At 65.0% G+C, this 25,011-nt stretch carries 22 protein-coding genes; 5 read left to right on the top strand and 17 right to left on the bottom strand.

Features of this window, described 5'->3' with window-relative positions; genetic code table 11:
* Position 1: 1 nt before the first annotated feature.
* From H9627_RS10375 to H9627_RS10395, 5 genes are all read right to left on the bottom strand, one after another.
* Positions 2-1,909, bottom strand: coding sequence for an ABC-F family ATP-binding cassette domain-containing protein (locus H9627_RS10375; RefSeq protein ID WP_191733969.1), 1,908 nt, complete (start codon positions 1,907-1,909; stop codon positions 2-4).
* A 12-nt stretch (positions 1,910-1,921) separates the two neighbouring features.
* A complete protein-coding gene (locus H9627_RS10380) occupies positions 1,922-2,869 on the bottom strand; it encodes a 4-(cytidine 5'-diphospho)-2-C-methyl-D-erythritol kinase (RefSeq protein ID WP_191733970.1) in 948 nt (315 codons plus the stop codon).
* Positions 2,866-3,735 carry a 16S rRNA (adenine(1518)-N(6)/adenine(1519)-N(6))-dimethyltransferase RsmA gene (gene rsmA, locus H9627_RS10385; RefSeq protein ID WP_191733971.1) on the bottom strand — a complete coding sequence of 290 codons (870 nt, stop codon included), beginning with the start codon at positions 3,733-3,735 and terminating at the stop codon, positions 2,866-2,868. Before rsmA ends, H9627_RS10380 begins: the two co-directional genes overlap by 4 nt.
* A gap of 117 nt (positions 3,736-3,852) precedes the next feature.
* The gene (locus H9627_RS10390) at positions 3,853-5,046 is read right to left on the bottom strand and encodes a resuscitation-promoting factor (protein WP_191733972.1); all 1,194 of its coding nucleotides are present in this window, start codon (positions 5,044-5,046) and stop codon (positions 3,853-3,855) included.
* Between the two features lie 174 nt (positions 5,047-5,220).
* Positions 5,221-6,057: a TatD family hydrolase gene (locus H9627_RS10395; RefSeq protein WP_191733973.1), complete on the bottom strand. Its 837-nt coding sequence runs from the start codon at positions 6,055-6,057 to the stop codon at positions 5,221-5,223.
* A gap of 20 nt (positions 6,058-6,077) precedes the next feature.
* On the opposite strand from H9627_RS10395, the gene H9627_RS10400 reads away from it, so the two are divergent.
* Positions 6,078-6,695: a cyclase family protein gene (locus H9627_RS10400; protein ID WP_191733974.1), complete on the top strand. Its 618-nt coding sequence runs from the start codon at positions 6,078-6,080 to the stop codon at positions 6,693-6,695.
* Here the strand turns inward: H9627_RS10400 and H9627_RS10405 are convergent.
* The 4 genes from H9627_RS10405 to rsmI form a co-directional block, all read right to left on the bottom strand.
* Positions 6,682-8,733 carry a RecQ family ATP-dependent DNA helicase gene (locus tag H9627_RS10405; protein WP_191733975.1) on the bottom strand — a complete coding sequence of 684 codons (2,052 nt, stop codon included), beginning with the start codon at positions 8,731-8,733 and terminating at the stop codon, positions 6,682-6,684. The genes H9627_RS10400 and H9627_RS10405 overlap by 14 nt on opposite strands.
* A gap of 110 nt (positions 8,734-8,843) precedes the next feature.
* Positions 8,844-10,676, bottom strand: coding sequence for a methionine--tRNA ligase (gene metG, locus H9627_RS10410; protein ID WP_191733976.1), 1,833 nt, complete (start codon positions 10,674-10,676; stop codon positions 8,844-8,846).
* A 49-nt stretch (positions 10,677-10,725) separates the two neighbouring features.
* The gene (locus tag H9627_RS10415) at positions 10,726-12,507 is read right to left on the bottom strand and encodes a BCCT family transporter (protein WP_191733977.1); all 1,782 of its coding nucleotides are present in this window, start codon (positions 12,505-12,507) and stop codon (positions 10,726-10,728) included.
* Between the two features lie 160 nt (positions 12,508-12,667).
* The gene (rsmI, locus tag H9627_RS10420) at positions 12,668-13,516 is read right to left on the bottom strand and encodes a 16S rRNA (cytidine(1402)-2'-O)-methyltransferase (protein WP_191733978.1); all 849 of its coding nucleotides are present in this window, start codon (positions 13,514-13,516) and stop codon (positions 12,668-12,670) included.
* Positions 13,517-13,563: 47 nt separating this feature from the next.
* Here rsmI and H9627_RS10425 point away from each other — a divergent pair, with 47 nt between their 5' ends.
* Positions 13,564-15,114 (top strand): dolichyl-phosphate-mannose--protein mannosyltransferase, encoded by a 1,551-nt coding sequence (locus H9627_RS10425; protein WP_191733979.1) that lies wholly within the window; start codon positions 13,564-13,566, stop codon positions 15,112-15,114.
* A 40-nt stretch (positions 15,115-15,154) separates the two neighbouring features.
* Here the strand turns inward: H9627_RS10425 and H9627_RS10430 are convergent, their stop codons facing one another.
* The 8 genes from H9627_RS10430 to H9627_RS10465 all read right to left on the bottom strand — a co-directional run bounded on the left by H9627_RS10430 (position 15,155) and on the right by H9627_RS10465 (position 23,054).
* Positions 15,155-16,333 carry an alpha-amylase family protein gene (locus tag H9627_RS10430; RefSeq protein WP_191733980.1) on the bottom strand — a complete coding sequence of 393 codons (1,179 nt, stop codon included), beginning with the start codon at positions 16,331-16,333 and terminating at the stop codon, positions 15,155-15,157.
* A gap of 14 nt (positions 16,334-16,347) precedes the next feature.
* Positions 16,348-17,019 (bottom strand): zf-HC2 domain-containing protein, encoded by a 672-nt coding sequence (locus H9627_RS10435; protein ID WP_191733981.1) that lies wholly within the window; start codon positions 17,017-17,019, stop codon positions 16,348-16,350.
* Entirely contained in the window at positions 17,012-17,419 is a 408-nt protein-coding gene (locus H9627_RS10440) for a DoxX family protein (RefSeq protein ID WP_191733982.1), read from the bottom strand. The genes H9627_RS10435 and H9627_RS10440 overlap by 8 nt, the downstream gene beginning before the upstream one ends.
* 15 nt (positions 17,420-17,434) lie before the next feature.
* A complete protein-coding gene (locus H9627_RS10445) occupies positions 17,435-18,688 on the bottom strand; it encodes a CynX/NimT family MFS transporter (RefSeq protein ID WP_191733983.1) in 1,254 nt (417 codons plus the stop codon).
* A gap of 71 nt (positions 18,689-18,759) precedes the next feature.
* Entirely contained in the window at positions 18,760-19,923 is a 1,164-nt protein-coding gene (gene sepX / locus H9627_RS10450; RefSeq protein ID WP_191733984.1) for a divisome protein SepX/GlpR, read from the bottom strand.
* 92 nt (positions 19,924-20,015) lie between these two features.
* Positions 20,016-20,693, bottom strand: a complete 678-nt coding sequence (locus H9627_RS10455) for a GNAT family N-acetyltransferase (protein WP_191734043.1) — start codon at positions 20,691-20,693, stop codon at positions 20,016-20,018.
* A gap of 22 nt (positions 20,694-20,715) precedes the next feature.
* The gene (glp, locus tag H9627_RS10460; protein ID WP_191733985.1) at positions 20,716-21,975 is read right to left on the bottom strand and encodes a molybdotransferase-like divisome protein Glp; all 1,260 of its coding nucleotides are present in this window, start codon (positions 21,973-21,975) and stop codon (positions 20,716-20,718) included.
* Between the two features lie 134 nt (positions 21,976-22,109).
* Positions 22,110-23,054 carry a UTP--glucose-1-phosphate uridylyltransferase gene (locus H9627_RS10465; RefSeq protein ID WP_191733986.1) on the bottom strand — a complete coding sequence of 315 codons (945 nt, stop codon included), beginning with the start codon at positions 23,052-23,054 and terminating at the stop codon, positions 22,110-22,112.
* 72 nt (positions 23,055-23,126) lie between these two features.
* Here H9627_RS10465 and H9627_RS10470 point away from each other — a divergent pair, with 72 nt between their 5' ends.
* The 3 genes from H9627_RS10470 to mscL all read left to right on the top strand — a co-directional run bounded on the left by H9627_RS10470 (position 23,127) and on the right by mscL (position 24,976).
* The gene (locus H9627_RS10470; RefSeq protein ID WP_191733987.1) at positions 23,127-23,702 is read left to right on the top strand and encodes a 5-formyltetrahydrofolate cyclo-ligase; all 576 of its coding nucleotides are present in this window, start codon (positions 23,127-23,129) and stop codon (positions 23,700-23,702) included.
* 15 nt (positions 23,703-23,717) lie between these two features.
* Complete coding sequence (locus tag H9627_RS10475) at positions 23,718-24,374, top strand: SAF domain-containing protein (protein WP_191733988.1); 657 nt, start codon at positions 23,718-23,720, stop codon at positions 24,372-24,374.
* Between the two features lie 149 nt (positions 24,375-24,523).
* Entirely contained in the window at positions 24,524-24,976 is a 453-nt protein-coding gene (mscL, locus tag H9627_RS10480) for a large conductance mechanosensitive channel protein MscL (protein WP_191733989.1), read from the top strand.
* Positions 24,977-25,011 lie beyond the last annotated feature (35 nt).

The raw sequence follows: 25,011 nt of genomic DNA on the forward strand, positions 1-25,011 counted from the left end.
CCTACCCTTCGATCTCTTCGCCCAGCTCCAGCCACTGCATCTCCAGTTCGGAGTGCTCCTCACGGACGGCACGGAGTGTGGTGTCCAGCTCGGTCAGTTTCGCGGTGTCCATCTTCTCCGCGGCATCGGCGAGCTGCTGGTTGAGCTTATCCATCTGCTGATCCAGCTTGCCCATCTTGCGTTCCAGGGCGTTCATCTCCTTGGTGATGCGCTGGTGTTCCTGGGCGGACAGCCCGGAGGTCGCGGATCCGGAAGCCCCCGAACCTGCCGCCGGGGTGGCGGAACGTGCGGCGCCGGAATTTCCGGTGCCAGCACCTGCGGCACCTGCGGCACCTGCGGCACCTGCAGCATCAGAACCCGCGGTGATTCCCGCACCGAGGTCGAGCACACCCGCGCCCTCCGCCTCCGCCATGGCGACGCGGCGGGCCAGGTACTCCTCGATGCCGCCGGGCAGGTTGGTGAGCTTGCCATCGCCGAACAGGGCCCAGGTGGAGTCGGTGACACGTTCGATGAGGTAACGGTCGTGGGAGATGACCACCAGGGTGCCGGGCCAACCGTCGAGCAGGGATTCCAGTTCCTGGAGGGTGTCGATATCCAGGTCGTTGGTGGGCTCATCGAGCAGCAGCACATTCGGCTCCGCCATGAGCACACGGGTCAGCTGCAGTCGGCGGCGTTCACCACCGGAGAGGTCACCGACGGGGGTGCGCTGGCGTTTCGGGGAGAACCCGAGCCGTTCCGCCAGCTGGGAGGCGGAGATTTGCTTGTCCCCCATCTGGACGTAGCTGGCCACATCCTCCACGCAGTCGATGAGACGACGTTTCAGATCCAGGTCATCGAGTTCCTGACGCAGCCATCCCAGGCGCACGGTCTGACCCTCGATGCGTTTGCCCGCAGTCAGGGGGTGTTCGCCGGCCAGGGCACGCAGCAGGGTGGTCTTGCCGGAACCGTTGACACCGACCAGACCGATGCGTTCACCCGGTGCCAGGCGCCAGGTGAGATCATCCACCAGCATCCGTCCGTCGGGGGTTTCAATGCGGGCATCCTCCAGCTCGATGACCACCTTGCCCTGACGGGATTTGGAGAAGGCCATGAGTTCGACCTTGTCCCGTGGTGGCGGGACATCGGAGATGAGTGCCTCGGCGGCCTCGATGCGGTATTTCGGCTTGGAGGTTCGTGCCGGTGCACCGCGGCGCAGCCAGGCCAGTTCCTTGCGGGCCAGGTTCTGCCGGCGCTGTTCGATGGCATCGGCCTGACGGGAGCGTTCGGCACGCGCGAAGGTCCAGTCGTTGTAACCGCCTTCATACGCGTCGACCACACCGTCATGCACCTCCCAGGTGGTGGTGGCAATGGTGTCCAGGAACCAGCGGTCGTGTGTGACCACCACAATGGCGATCCTGCGGGAGAGCAGATACTCCGCCAGCCACTGCACACCCTCCACGTCAAGGTGGTTGGTCGGCTCGTCGAGGATGATGAGGTCGAGGTCCTGCACGAGTGCGGCGGCGAGGTTGGTGCGGCGGCGCTCACCTCCGGAGAGCTGACCGACCTTACTGTCCAGCCCCAGATCCACGATGCCGAGTCCACCGAGCACGTCGCGGACGGTGGCGTTGGAGGCCCATTCGAAGACCTCCAGGCCCAGCGGCCCGAGCACGACATCGGCGACGGTATCCTCGTCGTTGAGTTCGGCGCGCTGGGTCACCACCGCCATGCGCAGGTCGGAGTTGTGGGAGACGCGGCCGGAATCCGGGGGTTCAATGCCGGTGAGCACCTCAAGCAGGGTGGTCTTGCCGCCACCGTTGAGGCCGACGACACCGATGCGGTCGCCGGTTTGAACGCCGAGGGAGACGCCGTCGAGAAGCGTCTTGAGTCCCCACGTCTTGGTGACGTTCTCCAGATTGATCAGATTGGCCATTGTTGTTTTCTTCTACTCCGATTCGATGGACACGATGTGGGCGCCGCGGTTCTTCGCGGGCCCGGGGACAGGGCTGGTGGCGGGGTGGACGGACAGGCCGATGCCTTCCTCCATGAGGGCATCCGCAACATCCCGGGCGGACTGGGCATCATCACAGAGCAGGGCGATGGTGGGGCCGGAACCGGAGACCATCGTGGTCAGGGCACCGGCGCGCAGGCCCGCCAGCTGGGTTTTGCGCAGATCGGGGCGCAGGCTGAGTGCGGCGGGCGCGAGGTCATTCTCCAACACCTCCGCGAGAGCCCCGGCGCTGCCGTCAAGCAGTGCCTGACTCATCGGGGTGACATCCATGGTGGACTGCAGGGACATCTCATCGAATTTGGCGAACACCTCCGGGGTGGACAGTCCCTTCGGGGAGACCACGAGCGCCCAGTGGTAGGTACCGCGGCTGAGCATATCCACCAGCTGCTCACCACGCCCGGTGCCCAGTTTGGTACCACCGAGCAGGCAGAACGGGACATCCGAACCGAGTTCGGCGGCGACCTCCAGCAGGGTCTCCTCCCCGAACGGGCCGATCCAGGCATCCACCGCACGCAGCGCGGCGGCCGCATCGGCGGAGCCACCGGCCATGCCACCGGCGACGGGGATGCCCTTGGTGATGTGCAGGTCGACGGCCAGCAGTGGCGTACGGTCACGCTCACGGCGGCGCTCGACGAGCGCGTCCACCGCCCGCCACGCCAGGTTATCCGGGCCGGTGGGCACCCCACGCGGTCCGGTGACCGTGAGTTGCTTGACGACGCTCCCCTCCTCCACCAGCTCATCCTCGAGTGTGGTCAGGGTGATTGTCTCCGCGAGATCAATGGTCTGGAAGACCGTGACCAGTTCGTGGTAGCCGTCCTCGCGGGCAGGGCCAACCCCCAAATGCAGATTGATCTTGCCCCAGGCCCGGGCGGTGATCCTCACGATCCGATCACCCCGGCCAGACGCACATAATCAGCCACGTCGAGGCGCTCGCCGCGCAACTGCGGATCAATACCGGCGGCGCGCAGGGCCTCCTCAGCGGCCGGGGCGGAACTGAAATGACCCGACAGCGCGGCACGCAGGGTCTTGCGGCGCTGCAGGAAGGCGGCATCGATGACAGGCCAGACCTTCGCCCGGGTTTCCTTATCCTGTGGCCATGGGGTCTTGGTGCGCACGATCTTGACCAGCCCGGATTCAATCTGCGGGGCCGGCCAGAACACATGCTTGCCGATGGTGCCCGCCTTGGACACGTCCCCATAGAACGATGCCTTCACGCTGGGCACACCGTAGATCTTCGACCCCGGGTCTGCGGCCAGCCGGTCGGCGACCTCCAGCTGGACCATGACCAGCACCTTGGTGATGGTGGGGAATTCCGCCAGCATGTGCAGCAGCACCGGGACGGAGACGTTGTACGGGAGGTTGGCCACCAGCGCGGTGGGCTGGGTGGCGAAATCGGACTGCTGCACCTTGAGTGCGTCCTTCTGCACCACGGTCAGTTTGTCTGCCAGCTGTGGGGCACGCCAGGCGAAGGTGGCGGGAAGTTCAGCGGCGAGGCGGGGATCGATCTCCACCGCGGTCACAGACGCCGCCTTCTCCACCAGCGCCAGGGTCAGCGACCCCAGGCCGGGGCCGACCTCCACGACGTGATCCTCCGGGGTCAGGTCAGCTGCGGCGACAATGCGTCGCACGGTGTTGGGATCGTGGACGAAGTTCTGTCCCAACTTCTTCGTCGGGGTGACATCGAGCTTTTCCGCCAGCGCGCGGATCTCCACCGGTCCGAGCAGCTGTGCACCTGAAGGTTCTTCCATAGCATCCCAATCTACCGCCCGGATGTGGGATTTCTACTATTGACCGTGCCGGTGATCCCGCCCGACAGTTGGCACCCGGCAGCGGTGGGGTGCCACGGACGGATCTCCCCCGGGGTACTAGCGGATACCCAGCTTGGCGGTGCAGGCTGGCCAGGCACCCCAGCCCTGGGCTGCCTGGACCTTCTGGGCGATGACGATCTGCTGTTCGCGGGTGGCTGCGCCTGCGGTGGGTGCGTACTGCCCGCCGCCGTAGGCCTGCCAGGTCTGTGGGTGGAACTGCAGACCACCGGAGAAACCGTTGCCGGTGTTGATGGACCAGTTGCCGTTGGACTCACACTGGGCAAGTGCGTCCCAGACGGAGCCACCGGCCACGGATGGGGCCGACGCGGAGGAACCGGATGTCGCGGAGGGGGAGCCGGAGGCTGGGGCGGTGGTCGGGGCCACCTTGGTGCCACGCTCAATGGTGGTGGGGGTGGCGGCGGTGAGCACAACCTCGCGGAGGACCACGTTCTCCGCCTCGACACCGTTGACGGTGACGATCTGGCGGGTGATCTCCTTGGCGCCCGGGGTGCCCTCGGCGGCCACGGTCTCGGTGCCCTTGTCGGCCTCCGGATTGTCCACGTAGGTCACGGGTGCGGCGATGTCGACGGTTTCGGTGACCTCGGCGGTCTCCACCCGGTCGATGACGATCTCGGTGTTGGTGGTGATCCTGTGGTTGGCATCCAGGTTGAGGCGGTCATCCTCATCGATGGTGATGCCGCGACGCTCCAGCACCTCGCCGACGGTGCCTGCGGCGATGGAGGTGTACACCACGCGGCCACCGTCGTTGATGGAGATGATCTTCGGCTTGGTCACCTTCAGCTCGAGACCGGACTCCGGGATGGTGGTGTCCGGGTCGGCGTCGATGGCATCGGCCGGGCTGATCTTATCCAGCTCGCCGAGGAGGTCCTCAACGCTGACAGCGGTGGTGGTGAGGGTCTCTTCCCGACCGTCGACCACGAGGGCGACCTGCTTGGCGGTGCGCACGGTGACCACGGATTCACTGGTCAGGGAGGAATCAGGGGCGGGGGAGACGAAATCCTGCGCGCCCAGCTCCACGCCGGCCTGCTCCAAGGCACCCTCGACCGTTCCCGAGAGGGTGGTCAGCGCGATCTGCTCGCCATTGACGTCGATGATGACGTCCTTCTTGGCCGTGGCGACGGTGACCCCACCGATGAGCAGGGTGGCGAGCATACCGCCAGTGGCCAGACGCAAGGGCACGGACCGGGTGCCGTTGAGTTGGTTGATCCGGGATTTCTGATGAATCGCCATGTGAATGCTCTACTTCTTCGCTCTCGGGGTGATGAACACTTAGTCACAATACGATAACGACCCGTGAGAGTCCAGAACTAAACCCTGATGACATGCAACTTTCTACGCAACAGTCCCAATAGCCACAGATGACCACGACCTTCACCCACCCTATGAGCTATGTCACGATTATGGTTATGGCTGCGTCGCGAGCCCATAAACCCGGTCGAAGTTGGCCCCGAGCGCCTCTGCGAGCTCCTCGACCGCCATGCCACGCACCTCAGCGAGACACAGGGCTGTGTGACCGATCAGCGAGGGCTCGTTCCTGCTTCCTCGGAACGGCTCCGGGGTCATGTACGGCGCATCCGTCTCGATGAGGATCTGCTCCAGCGGGGCCAGACGCGCTGCCTCGCGCAGCTCCTCATTGCGCTTGAAGGTGACATTCCCGGCGAAGCTCAACACATATCCCCGGTCGAGTGCCTCCCGAGCCATCTCCAGGGGTGAGGAGAAACAGTGCAGGATGGTGTTCGGCGCGGCCGGAGCATCCGCCAGCACCCGCATGAGGTCCGCATCCGCCTCCCGGTTGTGGAGCATCAGGGTCTTGCCCGCGGACACCGACAGGTCGATGTGCCAGCGCAGCGCCTCCTCCTGGGTCTCCAGATCCGCGGTGTTCTCCGGGTCATGGGTGATCCAGTAGGTGTCCAGTCCGGTCTCCCCCACCGCCACGCAGGCCGGATCTGCAACCATCTCGGTCAACCTCTGACGTGCGGCCTCATCCAGTTGCCCGGCCTTGGTCGGGTGGATGGCACAGGCCGCCCACATATTATCGAACTGCCGGGCGGCGTCGAGCGCGAACCCGGCCTCCTCGAGGCCGTCACCGACGGTGCAGAGCTTGTCGACGCCCGCCTCCCCCGCTCGTGCCACCAGCGTGGCGATATCATCCCTGCACGAGGTCAGGTGGGTGTGGGCATCGATGAGTCCGGGAATGAACTGGGCCGGAACCGGAATGGGACGGGGCTTCTTCTTAGACATAGGCCTTATATTCTAGTCCCATGAAGGTCATTGATCTCTCCCACCCGTTTCACCCAGGTCAACCCCGGTATCCCGGTGATCCGGACCAGGTGACAGAGACCATCAGCACCATCGCCGATGATGGGTTCCTCATGCACCGCTACCACCTCGTGGGGCCCTGGGGCACCCACATTGACGCACCGGCCCATTTTGATCCAACGGGACGCACCCTGGATGAGATCGCAGTGGACGAGTTGATTCTTCCTCTATATACAGTGCGGTTTGACCAACCAGGTCTGCTGACCCCGGATCATCTGCGCGAGGTCGAGGCCACCCACGGCCCGATTCCCCCAGGCTGCTTCGTGGCCCTGCACACCGGATGGGACTGGGGTGCCGAGGGCACGGCACCCGGGTGGAGCGTTCCGGCATTGGAGCTCCTCCATGACCGTGGTGTCACAGCGATCGGCCATGATCTCCCCGACACCGATCCCACCCTTGAGGCCCAGAGCTGGTGGCTGCACCATGACCACTGGCAGATCGAGAACCTCACCCGGCTGGAGCGGGTACCCGATACCGGTGCCACCATCGTCTGCGCCTTCCCCGTTCCGGTGGGTGGGGCCAGTTTCCCGGTGCGCCCCCTGGCTTTTATCCCCGACTAGCCAGTGCGAACGGCAGTACCTCCTGCCCGGAGCGTTCCGCGATACCGCTTCCGGCCACGGTCACGGACCACCCGGTGTCGATGAGATCGGTGACCAGGAGCACCGGACCGTCCACCAGGTTCAGACCCAGGGAGTAATCCCAGTGATCCAGCAGTGCTGCCACCCGGTAGGCGGAGTTCTGCGCGGTCACCTCCACTGCCCCCGGTGCCACCGGGAGCACCCCGGCGTAGTTCATCCGCCCCACCCGGGCGATGGTTTCCGCCACCTGCTGGGTCAGGGCGGTTCTTTTCTCATCCACCTGCCCCAGAGCTGCGACGTTGACCGGGCGGGTGGCCCAGTCCCAGTCCGCCAGCACCGCGATGATCCGCTGCATCCAGGGTTCCTCAGTGAAGGTGCCGGAGTCCAGCAGCTCCCGCAGGGCCGGGCCACGGCCGATGTCGTTGAGGCGTCCCAGTGCACGGCCCTCGTTGAGGCCCTTGATCTTCCCCTTCACGGCGATGCCGGTGGGCCACTGTTTCCTGGCCTGCACCCGGGTGCCCGGTGCACTGAGCTGTCTGCCCACCTCGGCGGTGACGGCACTGTCGGTCTCGGTGGGCCAGTACTTCCCGGTGCAGTTGTCACAGCGTCCGCAGGGGTCGGTGGCGGTGTGGTCATCCAGTTCGCGGCGCAGATAGAGCATCCGGCACCCGTCGGTGCGCTGGTAGGTGAGCATGCTGTTCTGTTCCTCGGTGCGGGCCTGTTCCAGACCACGGTAGCGCTCGGCGTCGTAGATCCACTCGGCCCCGGTGGAGACCCAGCCACCACGCACGCGGCAGACCGCGCCGTCCACATCGAGCACCTTGAGTACCTGCTCCAGGCGGGATCTCGACAGATCCACCTGGGATTCCAGTTTGATGGTGGATTGTGCCTCCTCGGTGAGGACACTGAGCAGCTGGCGGACCACCGGTTCCCGTGGGAAGGACACGGAGGCGAAGTACTCCCAGATCTCCCTGTCCTCGGTGCCGGGCAGGAGGATGACATCGGCGCGGTCGGTGCCACGGCCGGCACGGCCGATCTGCTGGTAATAGGACACCGGCGAACCGGGTGCGCCCAGGTGAACCACGAATCCGAGGTCCGGTTTGTCAAAACCCATGCCGAGTGCGGAGGTGGCCACCAGCGCCTTGATCTCATTGTTGAGCAGGGCCTGTTCCAGGCGTTCGCGTTCCCCGGCCTCGGTGCGGCCGGTGTAGGCGGCCACGGTCCACCCCACCGCGTTGAGTGCATCAGCCAGGTCATGGGCGGCGGCCACGGTCAGGCAGTAGATGATGCCGGAGCCCTGCAGCTGGTTGAGGTGGGTGGCAAGCCACGCGGGGCGTGCCGTGGAATCCGGGAGGTTCACCACCGCGAGGTGGAGCGATTCCCGGTCCAGGCCACCACGCAGCAGACCGGTGTCCTCCCCGAGCTGGGCGCGGACATCCTCCACCACGCGGTCATTGGCGGTCGCGGTGGTCGCCAGCACCGGCACTCCCGGCGCCAGACCTGCCAACAAATCACGGATGCGGCGGTAATCGGGGCGGAAATCATGACCCCAGTCGGAGATACAGTGCGCCTCATCCACCACCACCAACCCGGTCTCCGCGGCCAGGCGGGGCAGGACGGCATCCCGGAAATCGGGGTTGTTGAGGCGTTCCGGGGAGATCAGCAGCACATCGACTGCACCTGCGGTCACCTCCGTCTGGATCTGATCCCAGTCGGTCATGTTCGCACTGTTGAGGGTGGCCGCCCGGATCCCGGCGCGTTCCGCCGCCGCGACCTGGTTACGCATCAGTGCCAACAGCGGCGAGATGATCACCGCGGCACTGGCTCCCCGGGCGCGCAGCAGCTTGGCGGCGATGAAGTAGACGGCGGATTTACCCCAGCCGGTGCGCTGGACCACCAGCATGCGTCTGCTCTGGTTGACCAGGGCGTCAATGGCCACCCACTGGTCATCGCGGAGGGTGGCCCCGGGGCCGGCGATACCCTCCAGGAGCTGGTTGGCTTCTTCTCTCGCTGCGTTCATGCCCTCCACCTAACACCATGGGGTGGACACGGGGGCACCCGCGAAGGAAAGGCACCGGTGGATAACGGAAAAGCGGGACCTTGAATAAGGTCCCGCTATCCATGCGTCGTCTAGCTCTGTACCGGTGCCCACTCGGGGCCGGTCTCGCCGAGCTCGGGATCGAGCTTGGTCACCAGCGGCGCCGGCTTGCTCAGCACGGTGCCGGGAACCATGTCGATACGCTCCCACTTCGCGGCCTGTGTCTGGTAGTCACCCATGATTACCGGGTAGGTGTGAGCCGGGTCGGGCAACCCGACACCGACGGGCTGGCGGGGGGACTCGTTGGTGACCTCGACGATCTGGGGGCTGGCCGCCCAGATCCCCTCACGCCCCAGGGTCTCGTGGACCTTCTGCGCGGTGTGCGGCAGGTAGGGGGTGAGCATGGTGTTGCAGTCGGAGACCACCTGCAGGGCGGTCCACAACACGGTGGCCAGACGCTCACGCTGGGTCTCGTCCTTGGCCAGCTTCCAGGGCTCCTGCTCGGCGATATACGCGTTGGCCTCACCCACCACGTGCATGATCTGGGTGATGGCGTTCTTGAACTTGGACAGTTCAAGATCAGCGCCCGCCGAGTCGAAGGTGGAGGCCGCCAGATCCAGGATGCGCTGGTCGGAGTCGGTCAGCGCACTGGGCACCGGCACCTCACCGAAGTTCTTGTGCGCCATGGACACGGTGCGGTTGACCAGGTTGCCCCAACCGTTGGCCAGCTCATTGTTCACGCGGCGGACGAACTCGTCCCAGGTGAAGTCGGTGTCGTTGTTCTCCGGGCCGGCCACCGCGATGAAATAGCGCAGCGGGTCGGGACCGAAATCGGCGAGGAAATCCTTGACGTAGATGACCACGCCCTTGGAGGAGGAGAACTTGGAGCCGGACATGGTGAGGAACTCGGAGGAGACCACCTCGGTGGGCAGGTTCAGCTCCCCCAGGTCCCCGACTTCTCCCCCACGGGAGCCCTTGCCTGCGTAACCGAGCAGCTCGGCGGGCCAGATCTGTGAGTGGAAGGTGATGTTGTCCTTGCCCATGAAGTAGTAGGACGAGGTTTCCGGATCATTCCAGAAGGTGCGCCACGCCTCCGGGTCACCGGTGCGCCAGGCCCATTCGATGGAGGCGGACAGGTAGCCCACCACGGCGTCGAACCAGACGTAGAGTTTCTTGGCGTTGTTGTCCTGCCAGCCCTCGACGGGGATGGGGATACCCCAGTCGATGTCGCGGGTCATGGCGCGCGGGCGGATGTCATCCAGCAGGTTGAGGGAGAACTTGAGCACGTTGGGGCGCCAGTCCTCGCGTCCCTTCAGCCATGCGGTGAGGGAGTCTGCCAGGGCGGGCAGGTCGAGCAGGAAGTGCTCGGTCTCCACAAATTCCGGGGTTTCCCCGTTGATCTTGGACACCGGGTTGATCAGGTCGGCCGGGTCGAGCTGGTTGCCGCAGTTGTCGCACTGGTCGCCGCGTGCGCCGTCGGCGTGGCAGATCGGGCAGGTGCCCTCGATGTAGCGGTCCGGCAGGGTGCGGCCTGTCGACGGGGAGATCGCACCGAGGGTGGTCTCCTTGATCATGTACCCGTTGTCGTGCAGACCGCGGAAGAGTTCCTGCACCACGGCGTAGTGGTTGGAGGTGGTGGTGCGGGTGAACAGGTCGTAGGACAGACCCAGGCCGGTGAGGTCCTCGACGATCTGGCGGTTGTACTTGTCCGCCAGCTCCTGGACGCTCACGCCCTCCTTGTCAGCCTGCACCAGCAGTGGGGTGCCGTGTTCGTCGGTTCCGGAGACCATGAGCACATTGTTGCCACGCATTCGCTGGAACCTCGCGAAGACATCGGAGGGGACACCGAACCCCGCCACATGTCCAATGTGACGGGGTCCGTTGGCGTACGGCCAGGCAACTGATACGAGCACGTTCTTCGTCATGCGTACCACCTTAATTTATGGTGCGCGGTTAAGCCGTATCAGGCTGAGATTATGAGCGTCGCGGTGCCCGGGGCTGTCTCTCCCGCTTGCGACGGGCCAATTCAGTGCGACGTTGTGTCTCCGCATGGATACGGCGTTCGCGGGCGAGACGGGCTGCGAACTTCTGTTGTTCGCGGTAGTCGACGTAAATGATGTCATTGCGCAGATCCTTCACGATCGCGAACATCAAGCCGATGATCACGAAGAGGAAGGGGGTGGCTGCGACAATGGTGACATTCTGGAGGTTGTTCAATGCATCATCCCCTCCGGAGATGAGCAGCGTGAGACCGATGGCCGCGGTGGCCAGTCCCCAGGCGGCGGCGACCCACTTGTTGGCATCCAGCTGCCCGCGCTGGCTGAGGGACCCCATGACCGTGGATGCGGAATCCGCGGAGGTGATGAAGAAGGTACCCAGCAGGATCATCGCCACGATGGAGACAATCTGGCCACCGGGCAGGGACTGCAACAGCGAGAAGAGTTGCTCCTCCGCCACACCCTCACCCCAGATGGATTCACCATTCTGTTCCTTGTAGATGGCGGTGCCACCGAAGATGGAGAACCATACAGTGGATACACCCGCAGGAACCAGCATCACACCGAGGATGAACTCCCGGATGGTGCGGCCACGGGAGATACGCGCGAGGAACATGCCCACGAAGGGGGACCAGGAGATCCACCAGGCCCAGTAGAAGATGGTCCAGCCACTCAGCCACTCCCCTGCGGTGCCGTCCGCACTGACGGCGGTGCGGCTGGCCATCTCAAAGAAGGAGGAGAAGTATGCGCCCAGGGAAGTGGGGATCATATTGAGGATGGAAACGGTGGGACCGACCACGAACACGAAGATGGCCAGGATCACCGCCAGGACCATGTTGCCGTTGGACAGGTACTGGATGCCCTTGCCCACGCCGGACAGGGCGGAAAGGATGAACGCCAGGGTGAGGACGGAGACGATCCCCAACACGGTCCACTGGCTCGGTTCCTCAATGATGCCCGCCGCGGTGAGACCTGCACCGATCTGAAGTGCGCCAAGCCCCAGGGAACATGCGGTGCCGAAGACGGTGGCGATGATCGACAGGATGTCGATGAGGCGTCCCAGCCAGCCATTGGCCCGCTTCTCCCCGATCAGGGGCACGAAGGCGGAGCTCAGCAGCTGCCTGCGCCCCACCCGGAAGGTGGAGTAGGCAATGGCCAGACCCACGATGGCGTAGATGGCCCACGGGTGCAGAGTCCAGTGGAACAGGGTGGATGCCATCGCGGTACCCACCTCCTGCGGCTGGTGGGCGGGTACGCCGTTGCGATAGAAGGTCAGGGGTTCAGTGGTGCCGTAGAACATCAGGCCGATGCCCATGCCGGCGGCGAACATCATGGCAATCCAGGACACTGTGCGGAACTCCGGCGCCTCATCCTGGCGCCCCAACCGGATCTGACCGAACTTGCTCACCGCAATGGCCCCGGCGAAGAACACAAAGACCGTGCCGAAGAGGACAAAGGCCCATCCGAGATTGCCCACCACGAAGGCCAGGGCATTGCCGGCGAAAGAGGAGAAACTGTCCGGCAGCCCAATGCCCCAGGCGACGGCCGCGAGCACCACCACGAGAGCTGGGATGATGACACCCCAGTTGAGAGGGGAATCCTGTGACTCCCCCTCCAGGGTCACCTCCTCCGTGGAGCCGGCCGCCTCAGAGCCCATGGCGTGTGAACTCTCGAGCAGACCCGCCAACTCCTGCGTGGCGGTCAACTGTTCAGCATCATCCCCTGGGGGTTGGTGTGGATGTGGATCGGGTGTAGTCATGGCAACCACCTTTGTGTGGACTCAACTGGGAAGCAAATCCAGATCCGCTGCACAGATACTGTCAGCGGGATCTGTCTACCCAAGGTTTATCTTCCTGAAATGTGGATGATGCCCAGCTTAGCGAGGCTTTCCAACCGACCTGATCACAAAGGTGTAACGATTACTGTTCGCGGGCGGTGATGACGGCATCGTAAAGCTCGTTCTTGCTCACCCCGTGGACACGCGCCAATTCGGCACACACAGCCTTGAGGCGCTCGCCGGCGTCGACACGCTCCTGGGCAAGTGCGACCAGGGAGTCCACGTCAACGCTGACATCACCCGCCCCCTCGATGACCACGGTGATCTCACCGCGCACCCCCTCTGTGGCCCACTCCGCCAGTTCGGGCAGGGTGCCCCGCCTGACCTCCTCGTAGGTTTTGGACAGCTCCCGGCACACCGCGGCCCGACGGTCCCCGAGCACCTCCGCGGCGGTGGCCAGGGTGTCCGCGATGCGGTGCGGGGATTCGAAGAAACACACCGCCCGCTGTTCGGTGCGCAGGCTCTCCAACCAGGTGACGCGTGCGCCGTGTTTGCGGGGCGCGAAACCATCGAAGGCGAACCGCCCCACATGCAGACCAGACAGCGCCAGTGCGGTGGGCACGGCGGAGGGGCCGGGGAAACACGTGACCGGGATACCCGCGTCGTGGGCGGCGTCGATGAGCGCGAACCCCGGATCGGAGACCACCGGCATGCCGGCATCGCTCACGATCACCACGCTGCCCGTGCGGGCGGCGGCGATGAGACCTTCCACGCGGGATTCCTCATTGTGGTCAAAGTTAGAGACCACCTGCCCCGTGATCTCCACCCCCAGCGCGGCCGCCAGGGCCTTGGTCCGGCGGGTGTCCTCCGCCGCGATGACGGTGGCATTGGCCAGTGCATGCACCAGGCGCGGGGAGGCATCCCCGATGTTGCCGAGCGGGGTGGCGGCGATGATGATTCCGGTGGGCAGGGTTAGTTCAGCGACATCCATTCCCCCAGCTTCCCACAAATATGTTCCCAGACCCTAGAATCAACTGGGTGAGCCAAGCCCTGCCAGTTCGTAACCAGGTGCGGGACCAGGGTATGTTCGCCGGTACCCGTGCCCCCGCACCACCGACGTTTCGATGGACCCCCCAGGACACCTGGACGTGGGCCATCATCGCCGTGTTCGCCACCCTGACCCGGTTCATCGGGCTGACCAGTGCGACCTCCTCCGGCACCCCGGTCTTCGACGAGAAGCACTACGTCCCCCAGGCGTGGGACATGGTCGAATCCTGGTTCAACCCCGTCCTCGGTGGCATCGAATCCAACCCCGGGTTCGGGCTGGTGGTGCACCCTCCCCTGGCCAAGGAGATCATCGCCCTGGGCGAGTTGGTCTTCGGGTATTCGCCCCTGGGGTGGCGGGTCATGGCCGCTCTCTTCGGCACGCTGACCGTACTGGCCGTCATGGCGCTGACCCGTCGTCTCAGCGGGTCAACGGTGGTGACCTTCATCGCCGGCATCATCGCCACCGCCGACGGCGTGCTCCTGGTGTCCGCCCGTTTCGGCATGCTGGACATCTTCCAGGTCTTCTTCATCACCGCCGCCGCCTGGGCCCTGGTACGCGATCACCAACAGATGCACCACCGGCTGCACGCCGCCGGTATCACCGCCAGCGAATTCGGACCCCGGTTCGGTTTCCGCTGGTGGCGTTTCACCACCGGTGTCTTCCTCGGTCTGGCTCTGTCGGTGAAATGGTCCGGGTTGTACTACATCGCCTTCTTCGGCCTGGCCAGTGTCTTCCTCGATCTGTGGCTGCGGAAACGCTACGGGGTGCGACGCTACGTCCTGGGCACCCTGCGCCATGACGTGCTGCCGGCCCTGGCCTCCCTGGTGCTGCTGCCGGCCCTCCTTTACATCTGGAGCTGGCGGGCATGGTTCGCCTCGGAGACCTCCGTCTACCGGCACGCCAACTCCGATGGGACCATCGAGGGCAGTTCCTTCCTCAGCCTGCTGCCGGATTCCATCGCCGGCTGGTTGCACTACCACCTCAGTGTGCTGGAGTTCCATGGCTCCCTGACCACCTCCGCGGGGCACAGCCATCCGTGGGATTCCAAGCCCTGGTCCTGGCTGGTGGCGGGACGCCCGATCCTCTACTTCTCCTCCACCGACATCGAGTGCACGATGGGCGATACCTGCAGACGCATGATCTACCTCTTCGGCACCCCCGCCATCTGGTGGCTGACGGTGCCGGTGATCTTCTGGGCCCTGTGGTCCTTGTTCATCCGTAAACAGCGCGCCTACATTGTCCCGCTGGTGGCCTTCGCCGCCGGTTTCCTCCCCTGGCTGGCCGCCTACGACCGGCAGATGTACTTCTTCTATGCCGCCGCCCTCGCCCCGTTCATCGTGGTGATGCTGGCACTGACGTGCGGGGAGCTCTGGCAGCGTGGCACCATGCTGAAAAACGGGTTGACCACCGGCTCCATGGCGGTGGTCGGGTACATGGCCCTGGTGGTCACCATGTTCCTGGCGTTCTCACCCATCCTGTACGGCTACATGATCCCCGATTCCGTCTTCGACTCCCTGATGTGGCTGCCGAGCTGGCGCTAGACCGCCCGAGTGGCCCATCCCAGGCCACCTCAGGCCACCGTCAGGCGGGGTGGGTGTAGCGCCGACCGGCGTTGTCGGTGATCTCCACGCTGCCGAGGATGCTGTTGAGCTTCACCCGCACCCAGTTACCGGTGTCCACGCCACGGGCATCGACCTCATAGGAACGATAGGTGATCTGGGTGTTGGCCAGGTCCTCGACCTCGGTGCGTGCCGCGTGGAGCCAGGGGTTGGTGCGGCGGAACGCGATGAGGTCATGGTAGATCTGACGCATCCATCCACCGAGGGGTGAATACTCCTCCGGCAGTGGCGGGCGGATCTGGTCATCGCCGCCGAAACGTTCCTCCTTCACACCCGTCACGGCCTGTTCATCGCCGTAGTAGATGCTGGGGGTACCACCGACGGTGAACAGGACGGCGGCGGCCAGGACGGCCTTCTCCGGGCCGACCTGGGTGGCGATCCTGGTGACATCATGGTTGCCCACGAAGGTCTGGGGCACGAAATGCTCCAGGACATCGTTGTGGCGGCGCAGGGTCCATTCCAGTTCGAAGAAGTTCTCCTCCTTCAGGCTGCTCCAGATCGACTTCCACAGTTCATACTGGGTGATCGAGTCGATGCCGGATTCAGCCACGTACTCGGCATAGTCGCCATGGATCATCTCGCCGAGAATCCAGGCATCGGGGTGGGTTGTGCGCACCTGTGGCAGGACACTGCGCCAGAACGACGGGTCGATCGCGTACACCGCATCCAGTCGCCAGCCCGCAATCCCCCGGTCCAGCCAGTAGGTCATCACCTCCACCACCAGATCCGCCACCTCTGTCCGGGTGTGGTCCAGCTCGACCAGGGCGTCATGGCCCTCGAAGGCCCCACCGGTGGTCAGGTGTGTGTACCCGGAGTTGCGTGAGACGTGGTTGAACACCCCGTCGAGAAGCACCCCGATCCCGCGCGCGCGGGCGGCGTCGATGAACGCCACCAGGTCGGCCTCATCGCCCAGGCGGGGGTCGATGGTGAAGAAATCCAGGGTGTCGTATCCGTGGGTGTCGGAGGCGAACACCGGGCCGAGCAGCACCGCGTTGCACCCGAGTTCCACCACGTAGTCCAACCACTGTTCGAGGATGGGCAGGCGGTGTGTCAGTTGCTGGGGCTCGCCCGGGAAGATGGGCGCACCGGTGGCGCCGAGGGGGTAGACATGCCAGATGATCGCGTGTTCAGCAAAACTCATGGCTCCCACACTAGTCAGGATGGGGTGGCGCTGCTGGAACTCCAGGTCCGACGCAGCACACCGGCACCCAGATGATTGAGCCAGGTCATGCCCAGCACGAGTGCTGACACCAGCAGCAGCACAATGGTGGTGGCGGTGGTGGAATCAGCCGTGTCGATGAGCAGGTCCCGCGCGGCGAACCCAAGACTGAACGCCCACAGCGCGCCGAAGATCGGCAGCATACCCGTGATGATCGAGGGCTTCCACGCCGCGAAGAACAGGCCCACGGCCAGCCCCAGGCGGAAGGTGGCGGCCTCGGCGGCCAGGCGCGCGGTCAGCGGGTCGTCCTGGGCGCTTATCGACGCCGTGTCCCCCAGCATCGTTCCCGCCCACACGGTGTACACCACCGCCAGTACCACCAGCACCAACCGCAACACGGTGTTGGCGATGACCCGCGTGTTCGCCCGGCGACGCCACTGGGGCTCGACCTCCGCGAGGATGATCTCCGACAGGTCGGGGGGCACCATGGTGCGGGGTTCCACCGCCGACAGACTCAACTTCCTGTTAAGTGCCGCAGCCCGGTCGTAGAAGGTACGGCAGGCCTCACAGTGGGCGAGGTGGGTGTCAATGACCGCATCATCCATGCCGGTGGGTTCACCGTCCAGCCGCGCGGACAGGGCAGCCTGGATCCCCTGACAATCAACCACGTGTCAGAACCCCATCAATGCTCGCCCGGCCGGGGCCGAAGACCACGATCATCATCAGGGAGATGATGATGAGCAGTGGGAACTCCAACCCGTTGGTGCTGACGAAGAAACCGGCGTCCAGGTGCACGAAGTACACCGCGGCGAGCATGAGCAGCGCCAGGGCACCGGCCACGAATGTGGTCAGCAGACCCACCACGAGGAAGGCACCGCCGAGCAGCTCCGCGACCGCCGCGATCCACACCGACAGTGCAGGCTGTGGCACACCCCAGGCCGAGAACTGCCCCGTGGTGGCCGTGGTGCCACTGATGAACAGTTTCTCCCACCCGTGTGCCACGAAGATGATGCCGAGCATAACGCGAAATAGCAGCAGGGCTGCATCCCTCACGACCGGTTTATCCATGTTTGACAGGTTACCTCAGCCACCGGACACAGTTGATCCGGACGGTGATGCGTCCCGTCCCGCCGCCGTGGGGGCATCCAGCTCATCATCCACGATCCGGTTCCTGGCGGCACGGTACCCGACCGCCCCGAGGACGACGGTGCCGGCGGCCAGGATCGCCAGGATGGGTGGCCAGGAGCCGAACACCCCGAACAGCGCCCCGACCACGAGAGGCCCCAGTGCTGCGAGGAGGTAACCGACCGGCTGGGCGAAACCGGACAGGCTGGCGGTGACGCGGGGATCACGCGTGCGGGCGGGGATCAGGGCGATGGCCATGGGGAAACACAGTGCCCCCACACCCAGGAAGAAGCACCACAGCCACCATGCCTGGGTGGGCAGGAACCAGATGCCCAGGTAACCGGTGAGCATGCAGACGGCGAGGAAAACGGGGATGCGGGCCAGGTGATGATCCCGGGTCCGGGCGATGGTCACCGGCATGATGAAACCACCGACGATACCCAGCACACCGAGGATAGCCAGCCCGAGGGTTGCGTTCCCGGAGCTGACGCCGCTGTCGATGAGGATCTTGGGCAGCCACCCCATCTGGATGTAGGCGTTCATGGACTGCAGTCCGAAGAACAGCATGATGAACACCGCGGTGGGTGATGTCCAGATCCGGCCCCGGGTGCCCGTGGTTGCGGTCTCCGCGGGGAAATCATGCCGTTTGACGGCCCACATCGGCAACCAGATCAGCACCTGCGCCAGGCCGGCGAAGGCCCAGATGAAGATCGCCCAGCGCCACCCGTCCTCCCCGCCGAACACCAGGGCCGACAGTGGGCCCACGGTGGACCCCACGCCGAGCACGGAGGTGTACACCGTCATCAGTGCGACGGTGTTTTTGCCACCGTGCGTCTTGACCCAGGCCGGGAGCAGGACATTGGCGATGGCGATGCCGATCACCACCAGACCGGTGAGGAAGATGAAACTCCAGATATCCCCCACCCAGGGCCGGACCGCCAGGCCGATCAACCCGATGACCATGCCTGTCGCCATGGCCCCGGACAGACCCATCCAGCGGGCCAGCGGCACGGCGGCCACACCGAAGATGGCGAATGTCAGACCGGGGATGGCGGTGATGATGCCCGCCTGTGTCTCGGTGGCGCCGAAGGCCACGATGATGTCATCGAGGACGGCCCCGACGGACACGATGGCGGTACGAAGATTGAAAGCCGCCACGAGGACGGCTATGAAGGCAAAGATCTGTGTGCCTCGGGATGGAGCTGTGACCATAGACGGCAACTCTACCCCGGAAACAGAAACGGTCTAGCGATTTATGTAATGCCAGGTTCAGGTCAGGCGGGTCAGCTCACGCGTCGGGTGCGGCCGGTCCTGTAACCATCGTCGTGGTCCTCAACCGGCAGGTAGGTGGTGTCCAGGCCCTCGAAATCGGGGCTCTCATCATCGAGCTCGAGCACGACGGCCCCGGGACGACGCAGACGGGGTGGGAGTTCCCCGGAACTGCGCACACCCATGCGGGAGCGACGCAGATGGCGGATCCTGCGGGCGCGCAGCTCGTTCTCCGCGCGGACCTGACGACGCAGCGCCACCAGGTACAGTGCGGTCATCGCCACGGCGATGGCCGGCAGGGCCCAGACACCACCACCGAGGACAAACCCCAGAATGAGGGTCACAACGACCGCGACACCCAGGCCCAGGAGGGTGCGTTGACGGCGGATGTGCTGGTTGTGGGCGAATTCCCGGTCGGCCTGGGGATCGTAGTAACCACGTCCACGACGACGGGCTGCGAACTCCATGTCCGCCTGGGTCAGTTCCCCGGCCTCATCCTCCGGGCCGCGCGAGCCCACAGGCTCCCCGGTCGTCTCATCATCGGTGTCCTCGACCGGGTCACCGGCTGCCCGCGCGGCACGGTAGTCCGCGATGGCCCGCACGCGTTCCTCATGGTGCATGAGATCGATCGGTGCGGTGTAACTGTCATCCAGGGCGTAGTGGTCCTCGGCATTCCACTCCGCGATGACCTCAACATCCGGGCTGTCGGTTGTGTCCTCATCGGTGTCCACCTCGGCGACGGGTTCTGCCGCATCGGCGGTCACCGCGTTGGCGGTGTCAGCCTCGGCGATCACCGTACTGAGGGCGGTGGAACCGGCGCCGGTGTGGGTGTCGTCATCCACAGCACGGTCGTCATCGTTCCGGTCGTCCCGGTCGTCCCGGTCCTCCCTGTCGTCGTCCTCACGGACATCCTCGCGACGGTGGCGGAAGATACTGGGGGAATCCTCCAGCTCGTACTCCTCGTCCTCCCGGTCGGTGGCACTGTCATCCTCCCCGGTGTCACCACCGAGGCGGGGACGGCGGCGCATCGGAACGCTGCTACCGCCCTCGAGGATGACACGGGTGTCATCGAAAGCCTCACCGGCCTTCCGGATTGGCTTCTGGCTCCGAAGAAGCAGTGGTGCGAGCACGACAAGCCACACCACCACGATCAGGCCGATCAAGAGGAAATTGGACACTTAAAGCACCAAACCTTCCGAGACGGGTGCACGTTCAAGACACTTACGACACTAACGGGTGTGACGGTTTCAACACGACCGCCACGCCGGATTCACGGCCTCAGACGACCAGCCTGTCTGAGACGCGCCACCGCGGTCGAGGGGTATTCATCAGCCAACAATGCCACAAAATGATGATCCATCCACCGGCCGTCGATATGGAGGTTGCGGATGAAGTACCCCTCCTCCCGGAAACCGGACAGCGCCAGCACCCGCCCGGAGGCCGGATTGCTGGGCAGGTAGGTGGCGGTGAGGCGGTGCAGACCCACCCGTCGAAAAGCATGGTCGACGCCGAGCGCGCAGGCGGCGGTGGCCACCCCCCTGCCGGTCACCCCGCTGTAGACCCAGTACCCGATCCACGCATCGGACACGCCACCGTGCTGAATGTTACCGATGGTCAGCTGGCCGACGAAACGACCGTCCAACTCGATGACCAGGGGAAGGACCGTTCCCCGGCGCGCGGCCCTGAGCAGATATCCGGAGGTGTCCCACCACGATATCTTCGAATGCGCGTCGCGCCAGGACCCCGGGACGGTCGGCTCCACCGGGCGCAGGTGGTGCTCATCGCGGATGCGCAGCGCGGACCATGCCTGGTAGTCAGCGCGTCTGAGGGGACGCAGACGCAGGGAACCGCCCGCGGGCAGGGTGACCTGGGGGGTGGATTCCCGCCAACCCGGGTGCGTCAGATGCGGGCGGTCCCGGCTGGGACCCGAGGCGAATGGCTTCAACATGGTGAGGATCAGTCCCGCGCCCTCATCGACCCTGGGCGAGGAAGATGACATCCACAACATCACCGGGACGGATCTCGGTGACCTCCTCGGGGATCCTGATCATGGCGTTGGCCTCGGATAATCCGGCCAGCAGGTGGGAGGGGGCGCCGGTGGCGCCACCAAGTGCCTCGACCAGGTAGTCCTGGGTCTCCGCATCACGCATGAGCCGGGACCGGATGAACCCCTTCCGGCCTGCGACGGAGGCGACGTGGTTGAGTGCCCGGGCACGCACCACCCGTCGGTTCGCATTCGACTTGCCCAGGCTGAGACGGATGAGCGGCCGCACGAAGGTCTCGAAGATCACCAGGGAAGCCAGGGGGTTGGAGGGCAGGAGGAAGACCGGGATGCGGTTCTCCCCCAGCAACCCGAACCCCTGGACGGAACCCGGGTGCATGGCCACACGCTCGGTGTCGATCTCGCCGAGCTCACGCAGCACCTCCCGGACGTCCTCGGAGGCGGAACCACCCACGGCTCCGGCGATGACGACGATCTCAGCGCGCAGCATCTGCGATTCGATGATCTCCTTGATGCGCCGTGGCTCACCGGCGGCGATGCCGTAACGGTAGACATCAGCACCCGCCTCCCGGCCGGCGGCGGCGAGGGAGTAGGAATTGACGTCATAGACCTGGCCGAGACCAGGCTGCCTGTCGATGTCGACCAGTTCTGCACCGACCGAGATCACCGACATGCGGGGCTTGGGGTAGACCAGCACCTTGGATCTGCCCACGGCGGCGAGCAGTCCGATCTGGGCGGGGCCCAGCACCGCACCGGCGCTGACCGCGACGTCACCCGGTTGGATGTCATCGCCCTCCTTGCGGACGAACTCCCCCGACCGGACGGGGCGTTGTGCCGTGACACGCTTGCGTCCGCGGTCACTCCAGGCCAGGGGCAGGACGGCATCGGCGAGGGTGGGCAGGGGCGCACCGGTCTGGACGCGCACCGCCTGCCGGGGTTGCAGGCGCAGGGGTTGTTGTGACCCCGCCGCCACCTCACCGACAACAGGGAGGGACTTCTCCGGTGGGGCGACCGGTATCTCCCGGCTCAGGGACCGCTCACCACCGACATCCACGGCGCGCACCGCATAACCATCAATGGCAGCCTGGGCGAAACCAGGCAGCGCACGGCTCGCCTGGACATCCTCGGCGCACATGAGACCGAGTGCCTCGGCAATGGCGATACGCACCGGCTCCGGTGCCACGGCCGCCTGCGTCACCATAGCCAGCTGTTGTTCGACTGACCGCAATAGGACCTCCTTCAGGAACAGCGAGCTATTTTACGTCGGTTGGATGGTCGGGGGGTGGAAACCCCACAGCGGTGACGACAGTGCGTCCCACAATGTTGACGGGCAACCGAGCTGGAACGGCCGCGGGGGCCTGCCTACCTGATGGCGGAGGCGTCGACCACGCCATGATCCACCATGATCTGGGTGAGCGCGCGACGGAGCTGCGCGCCGTACACGGGATGGTCCAGACCGAAGTCGACACAGGCCGGGATATACCCGCCGGGGTTGCCCAGATCATGCCGTTTGCCGCGGTGGACGACGATGTGGACGGGGTGTCCGCCGTCGATAAGCAGGGCGATGGCGTCGGTGAGCTGCAGCTCCCCACCGGCGCCGGGGGTGATGCGACGCAGCGCGTCGAAGATGGAACGGTCAAGGAGGTACCGGCCGGTGGCGGCCAGGTTGGAGGGGGCATCCTCAACGGCCGGCTTCTCCACCATGCCCGTCACACGCTTGACATCCGGGTCGGTGCCCTGGTCACCAGCATCCTCCACCTGGAAGATGCCGTAATTGCTCACCTCATCATCGGCAACCTCGACGGCGCACAGAACGGAACCACCGAACTGGGCACGTACCTGCGCCATGCGCTCCATGACACCGAAGGGCAGGACGAGGTCATCGGGCAACATGACCGCAACGACATCCTCATCCTCATCCAGCACGGATTCAGCCAGCCCCACGGCATGCCCCAGGCCGAGGGGGTGTTCCTGGGTGACCGGAACCGCATCGATGAGCCCCGCCGCACGACGGACCTTCTCCAGCTGGTCTGTCTTACCCCGTTCCTCCAGGGTGGCCTCCAGTTCCATGAACCGCTCGAAGTGCGCCAGCACCCCTGCCTTGTTGGGGGCGGTGATCACTGCCAGGCGGGTGGCCCCCAGCTTGGCGGCCTCCTCCGCGATCAACTCGATGCCGGGGGTATCGACAACGGGGAGCAGTTCCTTGGGAACCGTCTTCGTGGCGGGGAGAAAGCGCGTCCCCATTCCCGCAGCAGGTACCACGACAGTTTTGACCGCGTTCACATGCTCTTTGATAGACAGACTCATGGACACCACCCTACCTGCAGCCGTCTGACCAAACCCCGTGCCCCACCAGAAATAAGGGATATCCTTTAAACCATGAGCGAGAGCAAACAGAAGCTGCGGGACAAGCTGCAAGAGGCACGCGCCACCATGCCGGCGGACCGCCGTGAGGCCGAGAACGCCGCACTGATAGCCAACATCTCCTACTATCTCCGGTCCAAGCGACCCCAGCGCGTGGCCGCGTACGTCCCCACCCGGACCGAGCCGGGTGGCCGGATGCTTCTCGACGCCCTCCAGTCCGAGGTCCCCGCCGTGATCCTGCCCGTCGCCCTCGATGATGGCCGCATGGACTGGGCCCTCTACGAGGGCCCGACCGGACTGGTTCCCGGCCCCTTCGGCATCCGGGAACCCTCAGGGACCAGGCTCGGACCCGAGGCCGTGAACTTCTGCGATGTGGTCATCGCCCCCGCCCTGGCCTGCACCCCGGAGGGCGTCCGCCTGGGCAAGGGCGGAGGCTACTATGACCGTGCCCTGGCCACCGGCGTGAAGGGGACCTCCCTGACGCTCCTGTTCAACGGTGAGATCCGCGAGGACATCACCGTGGAGGAACATGACCTCCCCGTCAACATCATCATCACCCCCGCCGGGGTGCGGAACCTCGGGCGTACTTAAACAGTCCAAGAGGGTATGAACCTGAAAACAACCCTCACCACTCCCGGATGGCACCGTACCCTACTGCTCCGCCGCACCATCGCCGCCATCCTGCTCCTCGCCGCCGGCATTCTATTCACCGGTTCCATCCTCAGCACCGATCCCCGGGTGGTGGTGTTCTCCCGGGATATCCCCGCGGGCACCGAGATCACCGCACAGGACCTGGAGCTGCAACAGATCCCCTCCGATCTTGTTCCCGATCAGGTCATCCGCACCCCCGAGGAGGCGATCGGGAGAATCACCGCCTCCTCGATCACCGCGGGGGAATGGGTGACCGCACCCAGATTCGTCGGCACCGAGCTGGTCTCCTCCCTCACCGAGGATGACCCGACCGCACCACCCACCGCACCACCCACCGGCCCGTTCAACATGGTTCCGCTCAAACTCGCCGATCCATCCATCATCCCCCTGCTGCTCCCCGGCGACACGATCTCCGTGATCTCCCACCAGCCGGACACCGGCCTGCCCGCCACCATCGCCTCCGGTGGCAAGGTGGTGCTGGTCGGTGACACCGCCGCCGCGGATCCGTCGACGGTCCTGATCGCGCTCCCCCAAGCCGACGCGGACGCCGTCGCAGCAGCCTCCCTCAATACCCCACTCGCGGTGGTACTCACCGGTGATCGCGCCGGATGACCCCCATCCATCCCGGTGGGGGTCGGTGATAGTTTTCCGCTAGAGTGCGAGTGTTGTTCACACACCGGTGGGTACGCAGTACCGGGTGCACATTATCCTCACTGAACCCACACTGACCCACACTGACCTCATGAATTGGGAGCGCATACATGTTTAAAGGCTTTAGGGATTTCATCCTCCGTGGCAATGTCGTCGAACTGGCTGTGGCCGTGGTCATCGGCACCGCCTTCACCGGCATCGTCACCGCATTTTCCAATCACATCATCAACCCCCTGATCGCCTCGGTCGGTGGCGCTGATGTCTCTGGCCTCGGGTTCCACATCTTCTCCGACAACCCGGCCACCTTCGTTGATTTCGGAGCGGTGATCACCGCAGCCATCAACTTCCTCATCATCGCCGCCATCGTCTACTTCGTGCTCATCACCCCCATGAACAAACTCAATGAGGCACTCGCCCGGCGCAAGGGTGTGGAGGAGGAAGAGGGGACACCCGCATCCCTGGAGGCTGAACTGCTCACCGAGATCCGGGATCTGCTGCGGGAACAGAAGAAACAGCAGGTGGGGCCGCAGGAAACTGGCCGGGATGGCGGAGTGGAGTTGTAGACCGTCTCGAATGACGAAAACCACCCCGTAGGGTG

It is taken from the genome of Corynebacterium gallinarum, assembly GCF_014837045.1.
GTDB classification, from domain to species: domain Bacteria; phylum Actinomycetota; class Actinomycetes; order Mycobacteriales; family Mycobacteriaceae; genus Corynebacterium; species Corynebacterium gallinarum.